This is a genomic window from Propionicimonas sp. (genome assembly GCF_047606205.1).
Taxonomy (GTDB): domain Bacteria; phylum Actinomycetota; class Actinomycetes; order Propionibacteriales; family Propionibacteriaceae; genus Propionicimonas.
In genome coordinates, this window is sequence record NZ_JASGES010000156.1 from 21033 (window position 1) to 37643 (window position 16611).

Genomic DNA, 16611 nt, shown 5'->3' on the forward strand with positions numbered 1-16611 from the left:
CGAGTTCGGTGCGAAACGTCATTCGCCGAGGGCGCGCACCCAGGCCGCGGCCTCGGCGACCGCCGCGACCACCGGCACGCCGGCAGGCAGCGCCGGGCGGCGCTGGATGACCACAGGGACGCCGAGCTCTGCGGCGGCGTCCAGCTTGGCACCGGTGGGTCCGCCGGAATCCTTGGTGAGGACGACGTCGATCGCATGGCTGCGCAGGAGGTCGAGCTCGGCGTCGAGGGTGAACGGCCCCCGGGCGCGCAGTACCTCCCAGTTGGGGGGAACCTCGAAAGCCGGGGCGTCCACCACCCGGGCCAGCACCGGGAGCTCGGTCCAGTCGGCGAACTCGGGCAACGACTGGCGTCCGATGGCCAGGAACACCCGCTCGCCCAGCGTCCTCGCGACCGTGCGTGCCTCGGCGATCGAACCCACCCAGTGCCAGGTGGTGGCGTCCGGACGCTCCGCCCAGCTCGGTCGCGACAACCGCAGCACAGGGACGCCGCTGGTCGCGCAGGCCGTTGCGGCGTGGGCGGTGATGCGCTCGGCGAACGGGTGAGTGGCGTCCACCACGGCCGTGACGCTGTTCTCCCGCAGGTAGCGGGCCAGGCCCCCGGCACCGCCGAAGCCACCCACCCTGACCTGTCCGGGCGGCAGCCGAAGCTGCACCACGTCGCCGGCCAGCGAGGTGACCAGCGGCACCCCCTCGCCGACCAGCAGCTCCGCCAAACCCCGCGCCTCGGCCGTCCCGCCGAGCAGCAGGATGTTCTCCGCGACCGGCCGGCGCCCCCTTCGCGACCCCATCGACCCGCTCCTCACCGACGCCCGCTCAGGGGCCGTGCGCAGGCCACCGCGACGGCCAGCACGGCTGCTCCCGCCGACACGGCCACGGCGAGCCGGTTGGCCCTGGCCAGGTCGGACGGTCGGGGCGGCGGGCCGAACCCCAGTTCGCCGCGGTCCTCCTCGACGCCCTCGTAGACGTTGCGTCCGCCGAGGGTCACCCCGAGCGCGCCGGCGAACGCGCCCTCGACCACGCCGCCGTTGGGGCTGGGATGCCGGCCGGACTGCGCTACGACGACCCGCACCGCATCGAGCGGACGTCCCCCGACCAGGGGCGCCGCGGCCACGGCGAGCGCTCCCGCCACTCGTGCCGGCACCCAATTGGCGAGGTCGTCCAGCTTCGCCGCGGCCCAGCCGAAGTTGCGGTAGCGCTCGCTGCGATAGCCGACCATGGCGTCGAGGGTGTTGATCGCACGGTAGGCGAGCAGGCCGGGGACGCCGCCTGCCGCACCCCACAGCAGCGGCGCCACGACCGCGTCACAGGTGTTCTCCGCCACCGACTCCAGCGCGGCCCTCGCCACTCCGTCGGCGTCCAGGGTCTCCGGGTCACGGCTGACCAGGTTCCGCACCCGCCCGCGCGCGCCGGCCAGGTCGTCGCGCTCGAGCAGCCCGGCGATCGCCTCCGCCTCGCGGGCCAGCGACCGCCCGCCCAGCACGGCCCAGGTGGACGCGGCCGTGACCAGGACGCCCGCCACCGGCCTTTGGCGAGCGACCCTCTCCACGCCCAGGCCGAGCCCGAGCGCACCGCCGACCAGCACCGCTTCGAAGGCCACGCCGCGGGCGCGCCGGTCGCCGTACAGCTTCCGCTCGAGCCGGCCGGCGATCCGTCCGAACCCCGCGACGGGGTGGCGACGCCGGGGGTCCCCGAGCAGCTGGTCGGCCAGCCAGCCGAGGGCGAGGCCCGCGGCCAGCACGCCTCCGGGTCGCATCGACCGTCCTCTCGCCGTGGCAATTCTTCGCCCCCGAGTGTGCCAGACTGGGTCCGGGCAGCGATGTGCGCAGGAACTCCGGTGGGCCGAGAGGCGATTCCGGGGCGGTCCCGCCACTGTGACCGGACGGCGTCCGGGAGCCAGGAACTCGCCTCGCTGCCGAGTTCATCGGGCGAGGACACCTGAGGAGGCTCTCTTGGCGACGCCTGCCGTGAGCACACCCACCCTTGTGGGCGTGGGCGTGGGTCCTGGCGACCCCGAACTGGTCACGCTGAAAGCCGCGCGCATCCTCGCGCAGGCCGACGTGGTGCTCGTCCCCCGCACCGAGACCAGCGGCGACGATGCCGGCCGCGCCGAGCAGGTCGTGCTGGCCGCCTGCCCGGCCGCCGCGTCCCGCCTGCGGCGAGTCCCGTTCAGCATGGCCCAGCGGGCCGGCGTGGGAACCACGCGGCGAAAGTCGTGGGAGGCGTCCGCCCAGGCAGCGGTCGAGGCCTTCCGGGCGGGAGCGGCCACGGTCGCCTTCGCCACCGTCGGCGACCCGAGCGTCTACTCGACGTTCAGCTACCTCGCCGCCCATGTACAGGCAGTGGTGCCCGGCGTTGACGTGTCGGTCGTGCCGGGCATCACTGCCATGCAGGCGCTGGCCGCCGCCAGCCTGACGCCACTGGTCGAGGGTCGCGAAAGCCTCACCCTCGTGCCGGTGACCGACGGTCTGGCGACGGTCAGCGCCGCCCTCGCCCATTCCGACACCGTGGTCGCCTACAAGGGCGGACGCCGGCTCGGCGACCTCCTCGGGGTGATCAGGGACGCCGGCCGCGACGGCGTGCTGGGCGTGAACATCGGGCTTCCCGGCGAGACCATCCTGCCGCTCGCCGAGGTGGACGCGGAGTCCGCGCCCTACTTCTCCACCGTGCTGGTCGCCCCGGTCCGCACCGAGACCGGAGGCCGGCTGTGACCACCCCGCAGCCCGACCCGGAGCAGCCCGACACAGGCACGTCCCCCTCCTCGCCGGTGCGCCCGGCCGGCGAGGTCGTCTTCGTCGGCGCGGGCCCCGGGGCGTCGGACCTGATCACGCTTCGTGGCGCCAGGGTGATCGCGGACGCCGACATCGTGATCTGGGCGTCGAGCCTCGTCGAGGAGGGGATCGTGGCCGGTGCCCGCCCCGACGCCGTGGTGGTCGACTCCGCGTCCGCCTCGCTGGAGGACATCACCCCGCTCTACCAGCGCGCCCACGACGAGGGGCTGCTGGTGGCCCGGGTGCACACCGGTGATCCGTCCATCTATGGCGCGACGGCCGAGCAGCGGCGGATCTGCGAGGCGATCGGCGTCCCGTACCGGACGATTCCCGGCGTCTCGGCGTTCTCCGCGGCCGCGGCGCGAATGGACGCGGAGATCACCGTCCCGGAGGTGTCGCAGAGCCTGATCCTGACCCGGCTGGAGGGCGGCCGGACGCCGATGCCGCCCACGGAGACCGTCCGCGGCTTCGCCGCTCACCACGCGACGATGGCGCTCTACCTGTCCGCGGCCCGCAACAAGGCGCTCCAGGAGGAACTCCTGGCGGGCGGCTACGCGCCCGCCACGCCGTGCATCGTCGGCTACCGGGTCAGCTGGCCGGACGAGCTGATCCTGCGCTGCCGCCTCGACGAGCTGTCCGCGACGATGAAGGAGCACAAGCTCTGGAAGCACACCGTCGTGCTGGTCGGGCCCGCGCTGGCCGAGACGTCGACCACGCGGAGCCACCTGTACCACCCGGGGTTCCGGCACGAGTTCCGGGCCTCCGACGGCACCCCTCTCGTGACGAGGAGCGAGTCATGATCACGGTCTTCGGGTTGCTCGGCGACCCTTCCGAGGATCTCCTGTCGGCCGCGGCCGCGGCCGACTGGGTGGTCGGCGGCAGCCGGCACCTCGACCGGCTGGCCGTGCCACAGGATCGCCGGATCACCCTCGGCGCGCTCTCTGCGGCCGTGACCCGGATCGCGGCGCTGCCGGAGACCGTGAAGGTGGTCGTGGTCGCCAGCGGCGACCCGTTGCACTACGGGGTCGTCCGCTCGCTGCGGGCGGCGGGACTGCGTCCCCGCGTGGTGCCGGCGGTCGGCTCGATCGCGACCGCTTTCGCCCGGGTCGGGCTGCCGTGGGACGACGCGGTCGTGGTGAGCGTCCACGGCCGCCCGTTGGCACCGGCGCTGGCGCTGGCCCGCAGCCATCCCAAGGTGGCGGTGTTCACCTCGGCAGAGGCCGGCATCCGCGAGCTGGCCGCAGGGCTGGCCGGACGCGAACGCACCTTCGTGCTGGCCGAACGGCTCGGCGAGCCCGACGAGCGGGTGCGGGTGCTGGACGCGGCCGCCGCGGCGGCCGTCGAGCCCGTCGAGCCGAACGTCGTGCTGGTCCTCGCCGCTGCGCCGGAGGCGCTGCGCCCGGACACTCCCTGCGCCGACGTCCTGCGCACCCAGGAGCCCGTGGTCGGCCAGGTCACCAGCGGCGCCGCCAGCGGCATTCACGCCGACCGGATCGACGAGGTCCTCGGGGCACCGACGCGCCGTTACGCCGAGGGCGCGGTCACCGGCCTGCCGCAGGCGTGGGCCGAGTGCGACCTGATCGTCAGCCACCTCGCTCTCGGCGCGACCACCCGGATCATCGCCCCGCTGCTGGCATCGAAGAAGACCGACCCCGGCGTGGTCGTCGTCGACGAGGCCGGACGCTTCGCCGTCCCGCTGGTGGGCGGCCACGGCGGCGGCGCCAACGACCTCGCCCGCCGGATCGCGGACGGCCTGGGCGCGACCGCGGTGCTGACCACCGCCACCGACGCCCTCGGGCTGCCGGCGCTGGACACCCTCGGCTGGCCGTGGTCCGGCGACGTCGCCGGGGTGACCAGGGCGATCCTCGACGGGGAACCCGTCGCGGTGACCCGTGCGCAGCGCTGGCCACTGCCGCCGCTGCCGGCGAACGTGGCCGTGCTCGCCCCCGGCGAGCAGGTGCACGCGGACGCCGCCGGCGTGGTCGTGGTGACCGACCAGAGCGAGGCGCCTGCGGTGCCGGGGCCGTCCCGGGCCCTGCCCACGGTCGTGCTCAACCCGCCGAGCCTCGTCGCGGGCATGGGCTGCAACCGTGGCACCCCGGCGGGGGCTCTCAGGGACCTCCTGACCCGCACTTTCGCCGACGCCGGCCTCGCCCTGGGCTCGCTGGCCGCGATCACCTCGGTCGCCGCGAAGGCCGACGAGACCGGGCTCGTCGAACTCGCCGCCGACCTGGGCGTCCCGTTCGTCACCTACGCCGCCGACGTCCTCGCCGCCCACGAGGTGCCGAACCCGTCGGCCCACGCGGAACAGGCGGTCGGTACGCCCAGCGTCGCGGAGGCGTCCGTGCTCGCTCACGGGGCGCAGTTGGTCGTCCACAAGCGGAAGACCGCCGAGGCCACCTGCGCGGTCGGACGCCTTCCCGCCCGCGGCAGGCTGACCGTGATCGGCCTCGGCCCCGGTTCTCGCGACCTGACCACCCCCCGCGCGCAGCAGGCCATCCGGGAGGCATCGGTCGTGGTCGGCTACCGACCCTATGTCGCCCAGGTGAAGGACCTGCTCGCGCCCGGGGTCCGGATCGCCTCCACCCCGATGGGCAAGGAGGAGGAACGCACCGCCACCGCGATCCGGTTCGCCCGCGAGGGCAACAACGTCGCGCTGGTCTGTTCCGGCGACCCGGCGATCTATGCGATGGCCTCGCCCACCCTGGAACAGGGCACCGACGGCATCGACGTCGAGATCGTGCCCGGCGTCACCGCGAGCCTGGCCGCGTCCGCCATTCTCGGCGCGCCGCTCGGCCACGACCATGCCACGATCTCGCTGTCCGACCTGCACACCGACTGGGACACGATCCTCGCCCGGGTGCGGGCCGCCGCGGAAGCCGACCTGGTCACGGTCCTGTACAACCCGCGCAGCCGCACCCGCCTGCACCACCTGCCGGACGCGCTCGCCCTGTTCGCCGCCCACCGGCCGGCCGGTACCCCGGTCGCCGTCGTCGAGGAGGCCGACCGTCCCGACCAGCGGGTCACGCTGTCGACGCTGGCCGACTTCGACCCCGAGGTCGTGAACATGAACTCCCTCGTCGTGATCGGTTCCTCGACCACCCGTTACCTGCCCGCCGGCGCGGGACGCACCGTCATGGTGACCCCGCGCGACTACCACTGGATGAAGCCATGACGCACACCGAACCCGCTCCCCTGCCCGCCGCCGTGCCGGTGACCCCGCCGCCGCTGGTGATCGCCGGGCACGGCACCCGCGTCAATGCCGGCGCCAGCGCGGCCGGGGTGCTGGTCGAGAAGGTGCGTGCCCTGCTGCCGGACGTCCGGGTCGAGGCGGGCTTCGTGGAGCTCACCCCTCCCACCATCGACGAGGCCCTCGACCTGGTGCTGGCGGGGGCGCCGGCCGCCGTGGTGGTGCCGCTGATGATCGGCACGGGCAGCCACGTCCGCGACGACATCCCCGAGGCCATCGACGCGTCCAGGGCCCGCCACCTCGACGCCACCGTGGTGAGCACCCGTCACCTCGGCTCGCCCGCTCCGATGATCGACGCCGTCCATCAGCGGATCGCCGCCGCCCGCGGCGACTGGCCGGCCGCCGAGACCGATGTCGTGATGGTCGGGCGCGGCTGCAGTGTCACCGACGCCAACGCCGACCACGTCCGGCTGTCCCGGGTCGTCTTCGAGACCGGCGGCTACCACCAGGTGCTGTCGGCGTTCATCCAGGTCGCGCGGCCGACGCTCCCGCAGATCCTGCACCAGTACTACGCCTCCGGCAGCCGGCGGATCGTCGTGATGCCCCATTTCCTGTTCACCGGCCGGCTCGACGAATGGGTGCACCAGCAGGTGGACGCGTTCCGCACCACCCACCCGGACGCCACGATCCGGATCGCGAACGTGATCGGGCCGTGTGACGAGCTGGCCCAGGTCGTGGCCCAGCGCTACAAGGAGGGCGCGCTGCGCGCCCGCACGACCGCCGGGTCGCCGGCCTACCTGACCGGCCTGCTGCTGGCCGGACGCAAGGTGGTCGTCGTCGGTGGTGGCTGCGTCGCGCGGCGGCGGGTGCCCAAGCTGCTGGAGGCGGGCGCACAGGTCGAGGTGGTCGCGCCCGAGCTGCACACCGCGCTGGCCGGCCTCGCCGACGCGGGTGGGTTCACCTGGCACGCCCGCGGCCACGTCCCGTCCGACCTCGACGGGGCCTGGTACGTGATGGCGACCACCGACTCCGCGGAGGTGAACGCCGCCATCGTCGCCGAGGCCGAGGCGCGGCACACGTTCTGCGTCCGTGCCGACCGGGCCGACGACGGCTCCGCCTGGACGCCGGCGACCGGGGACGCCGCCGGGGTGACCGTCGCGGCCGTGACCACCCACGATCCGCTGCGCGCACGCCGGATCCGCAATCGGTTCGTCGAGCTGGTCAACGAGGAAGGCCTGTGAACCACGGCTACCTGAGCGACGGCGCCGAGATCTACCGGCGTTCGTTCGAGATCATCCGGGCCGAGTCCGATCTGTCCGCGATGCCCTCGGAGGTGGCCGAGGTGGCCGTCCGGATGATTCACGCCGCCGCGCAGACCGACCTGCCCGCGTCGCTGGCGTGGTCGGACGGCTTCGTCGCCGCGGCGCGCGGTGCGCTGCAGGCGGGGGCTCCGATCCTGTGCGACTCGCAGATGGTGGCCAGCGGAGTGATCCGCTCGCGGCTGCCTGCCGACAACGAGGTGATCTGCCTGCTGGGCACGCCCGAGGTCGCCGCCAGGGCCGCCGAGCGCGGCACCACGAAGACCGCGGCCGCGGTCGAACTGTGGCTGCCGAGGCTGGACGGCGCCCTGGTGGCCATCGGCAACGCACCCACCGCCCTCTTCCACCTGCTCGAGGTCGTCGAGGAGACCGGGGTGAGACCCGCAGCGGTGGTCGGCATCCCGGTCGGCTTCGTCGGTGCCGCCGAGTCCAAGGAGGCCCTGGTCGCGAACGACCTCGGCCTGGAGTATCTCGTGCTGCGCGGCCGCCGCGGCGGCAGCGCGATCACCTCGGCGGCGGTCAACGCACTCTCCCGTCCCGGCATCTGACCCCGCCCGCCGCCTCTCGGGTCGGCCCCCGCCCGCGTCCCCGAACCGTCCCGCACGCCGAGCGTCGGGCCCCACGCCGGGGCCTTCCGCGAGAGACTGGAAGCGTTCGAGTCACCCCAGACAGGAGCAGCCATGCCCAGCACGTACTTTGAGACCGACCTGAACGAACTCGACAAGTCGGTCACCAACGGAATCCGCGCCACCCTCGGCATCAGCGGTCTGGTCTCGCTGGTGGTGGGGATCCTGATCCTGGCCTGGCCGGGCAAGACCGCCATGGTGGTGGCAGGGATCATCGCCGTCTACGCCGCGATCGCCGGCCTGGTGAACATCGCCATCGGGGTCTTCTCCCGCAAGCTCGGCACGTGGCCGCGGATCGGGTACCTCGTGCTCGGCGTGATCTTCCTCGTCGCGGCGGTGGTCGCCTTCTCCAACCTCGGCGCCACCGCGGCGGGCCTCGCCGTCCTGCTCGGGATCATCGTCGGGATCACCTGGATCATCGAGGGCATCGTCGGGATCACGATGATCGGCGACGCCGCGTCGAAGGTGTGGACGATCATCTACTCGGTCATCAGCATCATCGCCGGTATCACCCTGCTGTCCTCCCCGCTGTGGGGCGCGGCCTTCCTGTGGCTGCTGCTCGGTGTCTCGCTGGTCGTCCTGGGCGTCGTGCAGCTGGTGCGGGCGTTCCGCTTCGGGCCGAAGTAGGCAGCCGTGGCATAGATTGGCGCGGTGAGCGACCAGGAGCTGCCCGACGTCCCTGACGAGGACCGGACCATCGAGTTCATGCTCGAGCCGACGCCCTACGCCGCGCGGCCCGAGCGGCTGCGTCCCAAGGCCAAGCGCAAGGCGGTGGAGGCCGCCACTCCCCCGCCGCCGTTCGAGCCGGACGGACGCAACCCCGCCTATGTCGAGTGGCTGGAGCGGCAGTCGATGCTGCACGACTCGATGACCCTTGGCCGCCAGCTCGCCGGGCACCACGCCATGTGGGCGAACCCCTACGCCCACCCCGATCCGAGGGCCGCCGTGCGGCAGGCGTCGGTCTGGTACACGGCCTACCCGATCTCGCACATCACCGGGCCGGGCGAGTCCTTTCTCGCCTCGCTGGGCGCGGAGGACCTGTGGGGGGCGTTCGCGAAGATCGGTATCGAGGCGGTGCACACCGGGCCGCTGAAGCTCGCCGGCGGCATCTCGGGTTGGGAGCCGACGCCGAGCGTCGACGGCCACTTCGACCGGATCAGCATGCAGATCGATCCCGCGTTCGGCACCGAGGAGGAGTTCCGCGCGATGTGCGCGAACGCCGCCCGTCGCCGCGGCACGATCATCGACGACATCGTTCCCGGCCACACCGGCAAGGGGGCGGACTTCCGGCTGGCCGAGCTGAACTACCTCGACTACCCCGGCATCTATCACATGGTCGACATCCCCCAGGATGCCTGGCACCTGCTGCCCGACGTTCCGGAGGGCCGCGACTCGGTGAACCTGGACGCCGACGCCGAGCGCAAGCTCGCCGAGGGCGGCTACATCATCGGAGCGCTGCAGCGGGTGATCTTCTACGAGCCGGGCGTGAAGGAGACGAACTGGTCGGTCACTCCCCCGATCTACGACTACAAGGGCAGGCTGCGCCGCTGGGTGTACCTGCACTACTTCAAGGACGGCCAGCCGACGATCAACTGGCTCGACCCCACCTTCGCCGGCATGCGGCTGGTGATGGGCGACGCGCTGCACAGCCTGCTCGACCTCGGGTCGGGCGGTCTGCGACTGGACGCGAACGGCTTCCTGGGCATCGAGAAGGTGGACGTGGGCCCGGGCTGGTCGGAGGGGCACCCGATGAGCCAGGCCGCGAACCAGCTGATCGGGTCGATGGTGCGCAAGGTGGGCGGTTTCACGTTCCAGGAGCTGAACCTGTCGATCGACGACATCAAGCAGACCAGCGCCGTCGGCCCCGACCTGTCCTACGACTTCGTGACCCGGCCCGCCTACCAGTTCGCCCTGGCCACGGGTGACACCGAGTTCCTCCGGCTGACGCTGCGGGAGGCGCTGCGGATCGGCGTCGACCAGGCGTCGCTGGTGCACGCGCTGCAGAACCACGACGAGCTCACCTACGAGCTGGTGCACTTCGCCGGGCCCCATCGGGACACGACCTACGAGCTGGCCGGCGGCGAGACGACCGGCGGCGAGCTGGCGGAGTATGTGCGGGAGACGATGCGGCTGAAGCTGACCGGGGCGGCCGCGCCGTACAACGCCCTGTTCGTGCAGAACGGGATCGCCTGCACCACGGCGTCGGTGATCGCCGCGTCGCTCGGCATCACCGACCTGGAGACGATCACGGAGGCGGAGGTGCGCCGGATCGCGAACGCGCACCTGCTGCTGTGCATGTACAACGCGTGGCAGCCGGGAGTGTTCGCGCTGTCCGGGTGGGACCTGGTCGGGGCCTTGCCGGTGGACCGGGCCAAGGTGCGTCCGCTGATCGGGACCGGTGACACGCGCTGGATCGAGCGGGGCGCGTACGACCTGATGGGGTCGGCGCCGGAGGCGAAGAAGTCGGCTTCGGGGATGCCGGTGGCCACCGCGCTGTACGGTCCGCTGCCGCAGCAGCTGGAGAACCCGGGTTCGTTCGCGTCCCGGCTGGCGGAGGTGCTGAAGCTGCGCAAGCGCTCGGGGATCGCCACCGCGACGCTGCTCGACGTTCCGGACGTGCCGTGGCGGAGCATGCTGGTGATGATCAGCCGGCTGGAGAACGGCCTGGTGCAGATCACCGCCCTGAACTTCGGGCCGGACCGGATCACCGGACGCGTCCAGTCCGAGCACCTTCCGCAGGGAAGGGTCACCGACCTCGCCACCAGGCGCAAGGTCGACGACGTGGACGCCCTCGGCGGCTTCACGGTGGAGCTTCCGGCCTTCGGCGGCCTGGCCATGGTGGTTCGCTGACCTGCGCGCCGGCCGGCGAGCCGTCACCCCGCCGCGATCGCGGCGGGCGTCACGAGGGCTGGTCGGCCGGGGCAGGTCGTCGCCTCCGCCGACCCAGCGCGTACTCGCGGGCGGAGTCGCTGGACAGCGCGAGCAGCACCAGCACGCTGGTGGCCAGCGGCAGCAGGCCCTCGTGCAGCGGGCCGCCGAGGTTGCCGACCAGCCGCTCGGCGACCACGGACGCCACGCCGAGGACGCTGGAGGCGCACAGCAGCAGTCGTGACCAGTTGTGGCCGGCGAACGTCGCCGCGGCCAGGACGAGGTCGCCGAGCGCGCCGAGCCCGAGCACGAGGGCGAGCAGGACCGAGGTCGCCGCCGTGACCTCGTCGGCGTCCCTCGAGCCGATCAGGGCCAGCGAGGACAGTGCGGCGTAGACGATGCCGCGCACGGAGGTCATCAGGGAGCCGACGACGGTCTGGACGGGCCGTCCGATGCGGACGACCGGGAGCGCGGCCTCGGGGGCGCCCGCCACGTCGACGCGGGAGAGGTCGATGATCGGCAGGTGGCCGTCGGTCTCGATCAGGTCGCCACCGCCGTTGCGGGAGTGGTAGCCGGTGAAGAAGTCGGGAAGGACGCGCACGGTCGCGGTGCCGTCGGCCGCGGTCACCGTGGCCACGACGTGGTCGCGCTCGATGTCGACGTCCGCACCGATCTTGTGGGTGATCTGGAGGGTGAACAGGGACAGCCCGACGCTGCGGTCGTAGGTGCCGGCGGCAAGCCAGTCGACGCGGAGGCCGCCGGGCAGGAACCAGCCGTCCGGACACGCCCAGAAGCGGACGTGGTGGCGCTGCGACGGGCTGCCGTCGACCTCCTGCTGGTAGGCGAAGTCCTGGCGCCGGCGGAACAGGAACAGGGGGCTGACCGGGGCCTGCGGGTAGCTGCGCCGGGTCAGGGTGCTGGTCACGATCCGCCACCCGCTGGCGAGGCTGAGGTCGTCGGCCCGCGTCCAGCCGGCGGCGCGGAGGGCGTGGTGGACCTGGGTAGGCGAGCCCATCAGGGCGAGGTTCACCGGGTCGCCGAGGAGACCGTCGGCGGTGCGGGTGCGTCCGATGAAGTAGTCGGGGACGTAGACCCGGCTGAGGATGCGGTGCACCCGAGGCAGGACGAGGTAGGAGACCAGCACCCAGAACACGACCACGAGCAGCATCGGCCAGCCGGGAGTGATGCCTTCGCGCAGGGTCAGGTAGGCCAGGTAGACCGCCGCGAGCCCGGCGAGCACGAAGAAGAAGCCGTCGAGCCGGGCCAGCAGCCCGCGTTCCGGCGTCTCCATGCCGACCATCTTGCCGTAGCCGGGTCGGGGTACTGCTGGGTGTGGACGGAAGGAGCGGCATGGCGGAGGATCGCGTGGCGGCGCGGGCGTGGGTGGGCACCTCCGGCTGGGTCTACGACAGCTGGCGTGGCGTGGTGTACCCGCCCGAGGTGCCGGACGCGAAGCGCCTGGAGTTCTACGCACAGCACCTGTTCGACACGGTCGAGTTGAACGCGAGCTACTACCGGTGGCCGCCGGACGCGTCGTTCCGGTCGTGGCGACGCAGGCTGCCGCCGTGGTTCGCGCTGACGGTGAAGGCCCCGCGGGCGCTGACCCATGCCAAGTGGCTGTTCGAGCCGGAGCGCTGGATCACCCGGATGGGGCAGTCTCTCGGCCTTCTCGAGGACCGCCTGGGGGTGGTGCTCGTGCAGCTTCCGCCGGGGATGGCCCGGGACGACGCCCGGCTGGACTGGTTCCTGCGCAGCGCTCCGCGGTCGTGGCGGGTGGCGGTGGAGTTCCGCCACCCCAGTTGGCACGTCGAGGAGGTGTTCGGGTTGCTCGAGCGCCACGGCGCCGCGTACGTGGTGATGAGTGGGGCGGGGCTGCCGTGCATCCTGCGGGCGACGGCAGGGTTCGTCTACGCGCGCCTGCACGGGCCCGATCAGCACCACCTCTACGGCGGCAGCTACGACGAGCCGTCGATGGCGTGGTGGGCGGAGCGGACCAGGGAGTGGCTGGCCCAGGGACGCGACGTCTACGCCTACTTCAACAACGACGGGGACGGCCACGCCGTCCGCAACGCCCGGTCGCTCCGCCGCCACCTCGGGCTGTGAGGCGTCCCCGTCGCCCCGACCCGAGCAGACGGGCGGCGAGGAACGCGGCCCGCGGCGTGACGAAGGCGCCCGTCAGTGGTCGTGCCCGCTGACGTCCACCTCGAGTTCGACGACGGCCTCGTCGATCAGGTGGGCCACGGCGCGCTGGTCGTCCTCGGAGAGTTCCGGGGCCTCGGCCCTGACCAGCTCCAGGGGGTCGAGGTCGGCGAAGATCCGCTGCACGAAGCCGGTGATCAGGTTCACCGCGGTCCCCTCGAGGGCGTCCTCGAAGCCGGGCTGCTCCCAGGTCGAATCAGTCACGGGACGGTCCTTCCTTGCTCGTTCCGGCTGCGGCGCGGGCCAGCTGCGGGCCGATGGTGGCGACCAGGATCGAGACCGTGGTCACATTGGACCAGAGATCGTCGATCGGCCCCCACAGCAGCACCGCCAGGTAGAACGCGCCGAACCCGCCGAGGGCGGCGAACCGGACGCCCAGCCGCTGCGAGGTGTAGAACACCGCAGCCAGCCCCACCAGCCCGGCGAGGGTGACCACCCAGATGGTGACCTGCAGTGCGTCCATCTTCTCCGCCCGTCGTCGCGCCCGTCAGGGGAACGCTACCCGGTCGCGCGCTTTGGACACGCCCGAACCCCAGTCGCTACGTTGAACCAGCACGCTCCGGGGCGGTAGCTCAGCCGGTCAGAGCAGGGGACTCATAATCCCTGGGTCGCGGGTTCGAGCCCCGCCCGCCCCACCCTCGTTCAGCCTTGTCAGAGGCGCAATCGACAACCGCGGCTCACCACGACAGGGCTGGACGTGCTAACGATCTGCTAACACCGTGCAAGGAGGGGCCGTGTCCGAGTCGATCCAAGGCGCGCTGATCGGCGCCGGCAGCGCGTTGGTGGTGGTGATCTTGAGCACCCTGGTGAACCTCTGGCGCGACGTGCGGACGCGGGAGCACGACCGCACCGAGCGCCGATACGACGGCCGACGCGCCGCGATCGCACACCTACTCGCCGAGGCTGATCGCATCCACCGAGCCGCCAGCCGTCGGTCGTACGAGTCCGAGAGGGGCGGCCCGCCCATGCCGGTGGACGACAACGACACCGGGAGCCAAGAGTTGCCCACCCTCCGCGACGCCCTCGCCGAGGTCGAGCTGCTAGCGTCCAAAGCCTGCGCGCTCGAGGCCGACTTGCTGGTGCGCGCCGTCGAGCAGTACGCGTGGGACGGCATAGCCGAGTCGAAGGTGATCGAGGCCCGGCGCGCGTTCGTAGTGTCCGCGCGCCGAGACCTGAACATCACCGTGGACGGCTGACGGGTTCAGCCGCCGAGGGCCAGCGCCACCGCAGCCGCCGCGCCCGCCCCGTCGGACGGGATCGCGTGGGCGTAGACCCGCAGCGTCACCGACGGGTCCTTGTGCCCGAGGCGGGCCGCGACCGCGTGGACGGGGATACCGGCCCGCAGCAGGGTGCAGGCGTGGGAGTGGCGGCACCCGTGCAGGGTGAGCCGCGGGAGCTTGGCGCCGCTGCGCTCAACCTCTCGCCCGGCGAGCTTCGACACCTCGGCGTCGGTGGCCTCTGGGCGCTCGCGCCGGATCGCCTCGGACGCCGCCTCCACCTGCGCGGCCAGCACCCGCGCCTGGGCCTTCATGAACTCCTTCGACAGGTAGTCGGGCAGCACCCGCGACCCGTCGGGCCAGACGAACAGCAGGCCGTCCTCGGCGTATCCCGGCCCGAACGCCAGCCGCTCGGCCGCCTGTCGCTTGCGCAGCTCGCGGAGCGCCGCCACGGTCGCCGGGTCGAGGTCCACCAGCCGGTTCTCGTGGTTCTTGGTGTCGGTGGTCACCACGTCGCCCCCGACCTGCGTGGCCGACTTCGCAACCCGCAGCCTGCCCCGGTCGAGGTCCACCTCGGCCCACGTCAGGGCGCACAGCTCACCGCGACGCATTCCGGTCGCCAGCGCCAACCGCCACACGGTGCCCCACCGGTCGGCCCGGGTCGCGTCGAGGAACGCGGTCTGCTGGGCGTTGTCCCACACCAGCAGGTCGTGGGCCTCGCGGCGGGGCGCCTTCGACCCGTGGACCGGGTTCACGGTCAGCAGCCGCTCCACGATCGCGTCGGCGCAGGCCTTCCGCAGGATCGCCCGCGTGTACTCCACCGAACGAGGCGACAGGCACCGGCCGTCCGCGCCGCCGTGCTCGGCGAGGTCGGCCCACAGCTTCGACAGCCGCGAAGGGGACAGTGCCTGGAGCTTGGTGCCGCCGAGGTTCGGGACGAGGTAGCTGGCGACCTTCGCCCGGTAGCTGTGCAGGGTGGACGGCTTGAGCGTGGCGGCGTGGGCGTCCAGCCAGACCCGTAGCCACTCCCCCACAGTCACGTCGCGGGGCGCCACGTAGGTGCCGTCATGGGTGGCCGCGCGGGCCTTGTCCCGGGCCCGCTTGGCGTCGTCGCGAGTGCGGAACCCGCCGACCCACCGCGGCCGGGACTTGCCCGTCTCAGGGTCGCGCTCGCGCACGACGTACGACCACGTGGCGCCGCGCTTCACCAGCCCGTCCTTCATCCTCGGCGCGGCCTTGGTCTCGCTCGCGGTGGTCATTTCGTCCCCCTTCGCTGGGTGCTCGCGGGTGGCAGCAGGCCCGCGTCCCGCGCGGCCTTGATCGCCTTGTTGGCCTGGTCTCTCGTTGCCCCGGTCTCGCCGAGGTGCGCCGCGAGGGCGCCCTGCACTGCCGCCACTCGCCCGCGGGTGGTGCTCAGGTACGCCGTAGCGACCACGACCAGCCCGTCCGTGTCGAGCAGCGGCCGGCGTCCACGCCTCGGCACGCTGGGCGCAGGTTGGGCCGGGCCTCGCCAGACCCCGAAAGACTCACCCTTGGCGAGCGAGGCGGCGGCCCGCGTGATCTCGCGGTGGTCCCGCCACGCCCGCTCGACCAGTTGCGGCAACGGCAGCCGCTTGAGCACGCGAGTGTTCACCTCTGCCCAACCGAGAGCGGGCGGCGGGTCCCCGGCAAGCGGTAGCTGGGTGGCTCGCACGTCCACCCCGACACAGACCGGGGCGCCGTCCACCGTCGCGAGGTGGACGGCCACCTCGTACTCCTGCCCGTCGATCGTCTCCGGCCGGGCGTGGCGCCCGATGTACCTCCACTCCATGCCGCCATTATCGCACTACTTTCGCACATGGCGCCAGTAACTTACCTCGACTGAGTGTGGCCAAGAGCTCCGGCGTGTCCGGACAGCGCTCACAGGCGCCTGCTAGTGCGAGATTGCGCCTCGGCTATTGGGCACTAGAAACCGGCACGACTTTCGCGTATCTCGCTGTAATGCTGGTCCCATGACTACCCGACAGATCGCGGACGCCGAGTTGGTGGCTCGGGTCCGCTACGCGTGCTGCACGGGCCAGGCCAAGGCGATCCGCAAGGCGTCCCGGCTGTCCGTGCTCGTGATCGGGGGAGCTGTCGGCGTCCACCACTCCAGCGTGACGCGCTGGGAATCCGCCGCCCAGCTCCCCACCGGCCGCCGAGCGGTCGCCTACGGCCAACTGCTCGAACGCCTCAATGGCGGCCCGCTCGACCCCCTCGGGGGCTCGCTGTGACCGCCGCCGCGAGCGCCGAGCGCCTGACCCTGACCGTTCCCGAGGCCGGCGAGCTGCTGGGCATCGGCCGGGCCGCCGCCTACGCCGCCGCCCGCTCGGGCGAGCTGCCCGTGCTCCGGATCGGCCGGAAGGTGCTCGTCCCCCGGGCCCGGCTGCTCGCCATGCTCGGCG

The 16611-nt window shown here is 72.7% G+C and carries 18 protein-coding genes, 1 tRNA gene and 1 riboswitch; of the genes, 12 read left to right on the top strand and 7 right to left on the bottom strand.

Annotated elements, in window-relative coordinates; all coding sequences use genetic code 11:
• Positions 1-18: 18 nt before the first annotated feature.
• Both QM633_RS09825 and QM633_RS09830 read right to left on the bottom strand, forming a co-directional pair.
• Positions 19-789, bottom strand: coding sequence for a cobalt-precorrin-6A reductase (locus QM633_RS09825; RefSeq protein ID WP_415153577.1), 771 nt, complete (start codon positions 787-789; stop codon positions 19-21).
• An 11-nt stretch (positions 790-800) separates the two neighbouring features.
• Positions 801-1754, bottom strand: coding sequence for a cobalamin biosynthesis protein (locus QM633_RS09830; protein ID WP_415153578.1), 954 nt, complete (start codon positions 1752-1754; stop codon positions 801-803).
• 32 nt (positions 1755-1786) lie between these two features.
• Positions 1787-1925: riboswitch (cobalamin riboswitch) on the top strand.
• 25 nt (positions 1926-1950) lie between these two features.
• Between QM633_RS09830 and cobI the strand changes: the two genes are divergently transcribed.
• From cobI to treS, 7 genes are all read left to right on the top strand, one after another.
• Positions 1951-2709, top strand: a complete 759-nt coding sequence (gene cobI / locus QM633_RS09835; protein ID WP_415153579.1) for a precorrin-2 C(20)-methyltransferase — start codon at positions 1951-1953, stop codon at positions 2707-2709.
• 56 nt (positions 2710-2765) lie between these two features.
• Positions 2766-3569 carry a precorrin-4 C(11)-methyltransferase gene (gene cobM / locus QM633_RS09840; RefSeq protein WP_415153593.1) on the top strand — a complete coding sequence of 268 codons (804 nt, stop codon included), beginning with the start codon at positions 2766-2768 and terminating at the stop codon, positions 3567-3569.
• Positions 3566-5944 (top strand): precorrin-3B C(17)-methyltransferase, encoded by a 2379-nt coding sequence (cobJ, locus tag QM633_RS09845; RefSeq protein ID WP_415153580.1) that lies wholly within the window; start codon positions 3566-3568, stop codon positions 5942-5944. Before cobM ends, cobJ begins: the two co-directional genes overlap by 4 nt.
• Complete coding sequence (locus tag QM633_RS09850) at positions 5941-7200, top strand: CbiX/SirB N-terminal domain-containing protein (RefSeq protein ID WP_415153581.1); 1260 nt, start codon at positions 5941-5943, stop codon at positions 7198-7200. The genes cobJ and QM633_RS09850 overlap by 4 nt, the downstream gene beginning before the upstream one ends.
• Positions 7197-7826: a precorrin-8X methylmutase gene (locus QM633_RS09855; protein ID WP_415153582.1), complete on the top strand. Its 630-nt coding sequence runs from the start codon at positions 7197-7199 to the stop codon at positions 7824-7826. Before QM633_RS09850 ends, QM633_RS09855 begins: the two co-directional genes overlap by 4 nt.
• A gap of 132 nt (positions 7827-7958) precedes the next feature.
• On the top strand, positions 7959-8531 hold the full coding sequence (locus tag QM633_RS09860; protein WP_415153583.1) for an HdeD family acid-resistance protein: 573 nt from the start codon (positions 7959-7961) through the stop codon (positions 8529-8531).
• Between the two features lie 24 nt (positions 8532-8555).
• Positions 8556-10754: a maltose alpha-D-glucosyltransferase gene (gene treS / locus QM633_RS09865; protein WP_415153584.1), complete on the top strand. Its 2199-nt coding sequence runs from the start codon at positions 8556-8558 to the stop codon at positions 10752-10754.
• A 49-nt stretch (positions 10755-10803) separates the two neighbouring features.
• Here treS and QM633_RS09870 read toward each other — a convergent pair whose 3' ends face one another.
• Positions 10804-12063: an LssY C-terminal domain-containing protein gene (locus QM633_RS09870; RefSeq protein ID WP_415153585.1), complete on the bottom strand. Its 1260-nt coding sequence runs from the start codon at positions 12061-12063 to the stop codon at positions 10804-10806.
• Positions 12064-12122: 59 nt separating this feature from the next.
• On the opposite strand from QM633_RS09870, the gene QM633_RS09875 reads away from it, so the two are divergent.
• The gene (locus tag QM633_RS09875) at positions 12123-12875 is read left to right on the top strand and encodes a DUF72 domain-containing protein (protein WP_415153586.1); all 753 of its coding nucleotides are present in this window, start codon (positions 12123-12125) and stop codon (positions 12873-12875) included.
• A 72-nt stretch (positions 12876-12947) separates the two neighbouring features.
• Here QM633_RS09875 and QM633_RS09880 read toward each other — a convergent pair whose 3' ends face one another.
• Together QM633_RS09880 and QM633_RS09885 are read right to left on the bottom strand one after the other, a co-directional pair.
• The gene (locus tag QM633_RS09880) at positions 12948-13175 is read right to left on the bottom strand and encodes a hypothetical protein (protein ID WP_415153587.1); all 228 of its coding nucleotides are present in this window, start codon (positions 13173-13175) and stop codon (positions 12948-12950) included.
• On the bottom strand, positions 13168-13434 hold the full coding sequence (locus QM633_RS09885; RefSeq protein WP_415153588.1) for a hypothetical protein: 267 nt from the start codon (positions 13432-13434) through the stop codon (positions 13168-13170). Before QM633_RS09885 ends, QM633_RS09880 begins: the two co-directional genes overlap by 8 nt.
• Before the next feature lie 98 nt (positions 13435-13532).
• Between QM633_RS09885 and QM633_RS09890 the strand changes: the two genes are divergently transcribed.
• Positions 13533-13606 (top strand) — tRNA-Ile (locus QM633_RS09890).
• A gap of 99 nt (positions 13607-13705) precedes the next feature.
• Positions 13706-14167 carry a hypothetical protein gene (locus QM633_RS09895; protein ID WP_415153589.1) on the top strand — a complete coding sequence of 154 codons (462 nt, stop codon included), beginning with the start codon at positions 13706-13708 and terminating at the stop codon, positions 14165-14167.
• Positions 14168-14172: 5 nt separating this feature from the next.
• On the opposite strand, the gene QM633_RS09900 is transcribed toward QM633_RS09895, so the two are convergent.
• On the bottom strand, positions 14173-15447 hold the full coding sequence (locus QM633_RS09900) for a tyrosine-type recombinase/integrase (RefSeq protein WP_415153590.1): 1275 nt from the start codon (positions 15445-15447) through the stop codon (positions 14173-14175).
• A complete protein-coding gene (locus QM633_RS09905) occupies positions 15444-15998 on the bottom strand; it encodes a hypothetical protein (protein ID WP_415153591.1) in 555 nt (184 codons plus the stop codon). Before QM633_RS09905 ends, QM633_RS09900 begins: the two co-directional genes overlap by 4 nt.
• 181 nt (positions 15999-16179) lie before the next feature.
• Between QM633_RS09905 and QM633_RS09910 the strand changes: the two genes are divergently transcribed.
• Both QM633_RS09910 and QM633_RS09915 read left to right on the top strand, forming a co-directional pair.
• Entirely contained in the window at positions 16180-16440 is a 261-nt protein-coding gene (locus QM633_RS09910) for a hypothetical protein (RefSeq protein ID WP_415153592.1), read from the top strand.
• A partial coding sequence (locus QM633_RS09915; protein ID WP_415153594.1) for a helix-turn-helix domain-containing protein occupies positions 16437-16611 on the top strand: 175 nt, incomplete at its 3' end. The genes QM633_RS09910 and QM633_RS09915, both read left to right, overlap by 4 nt.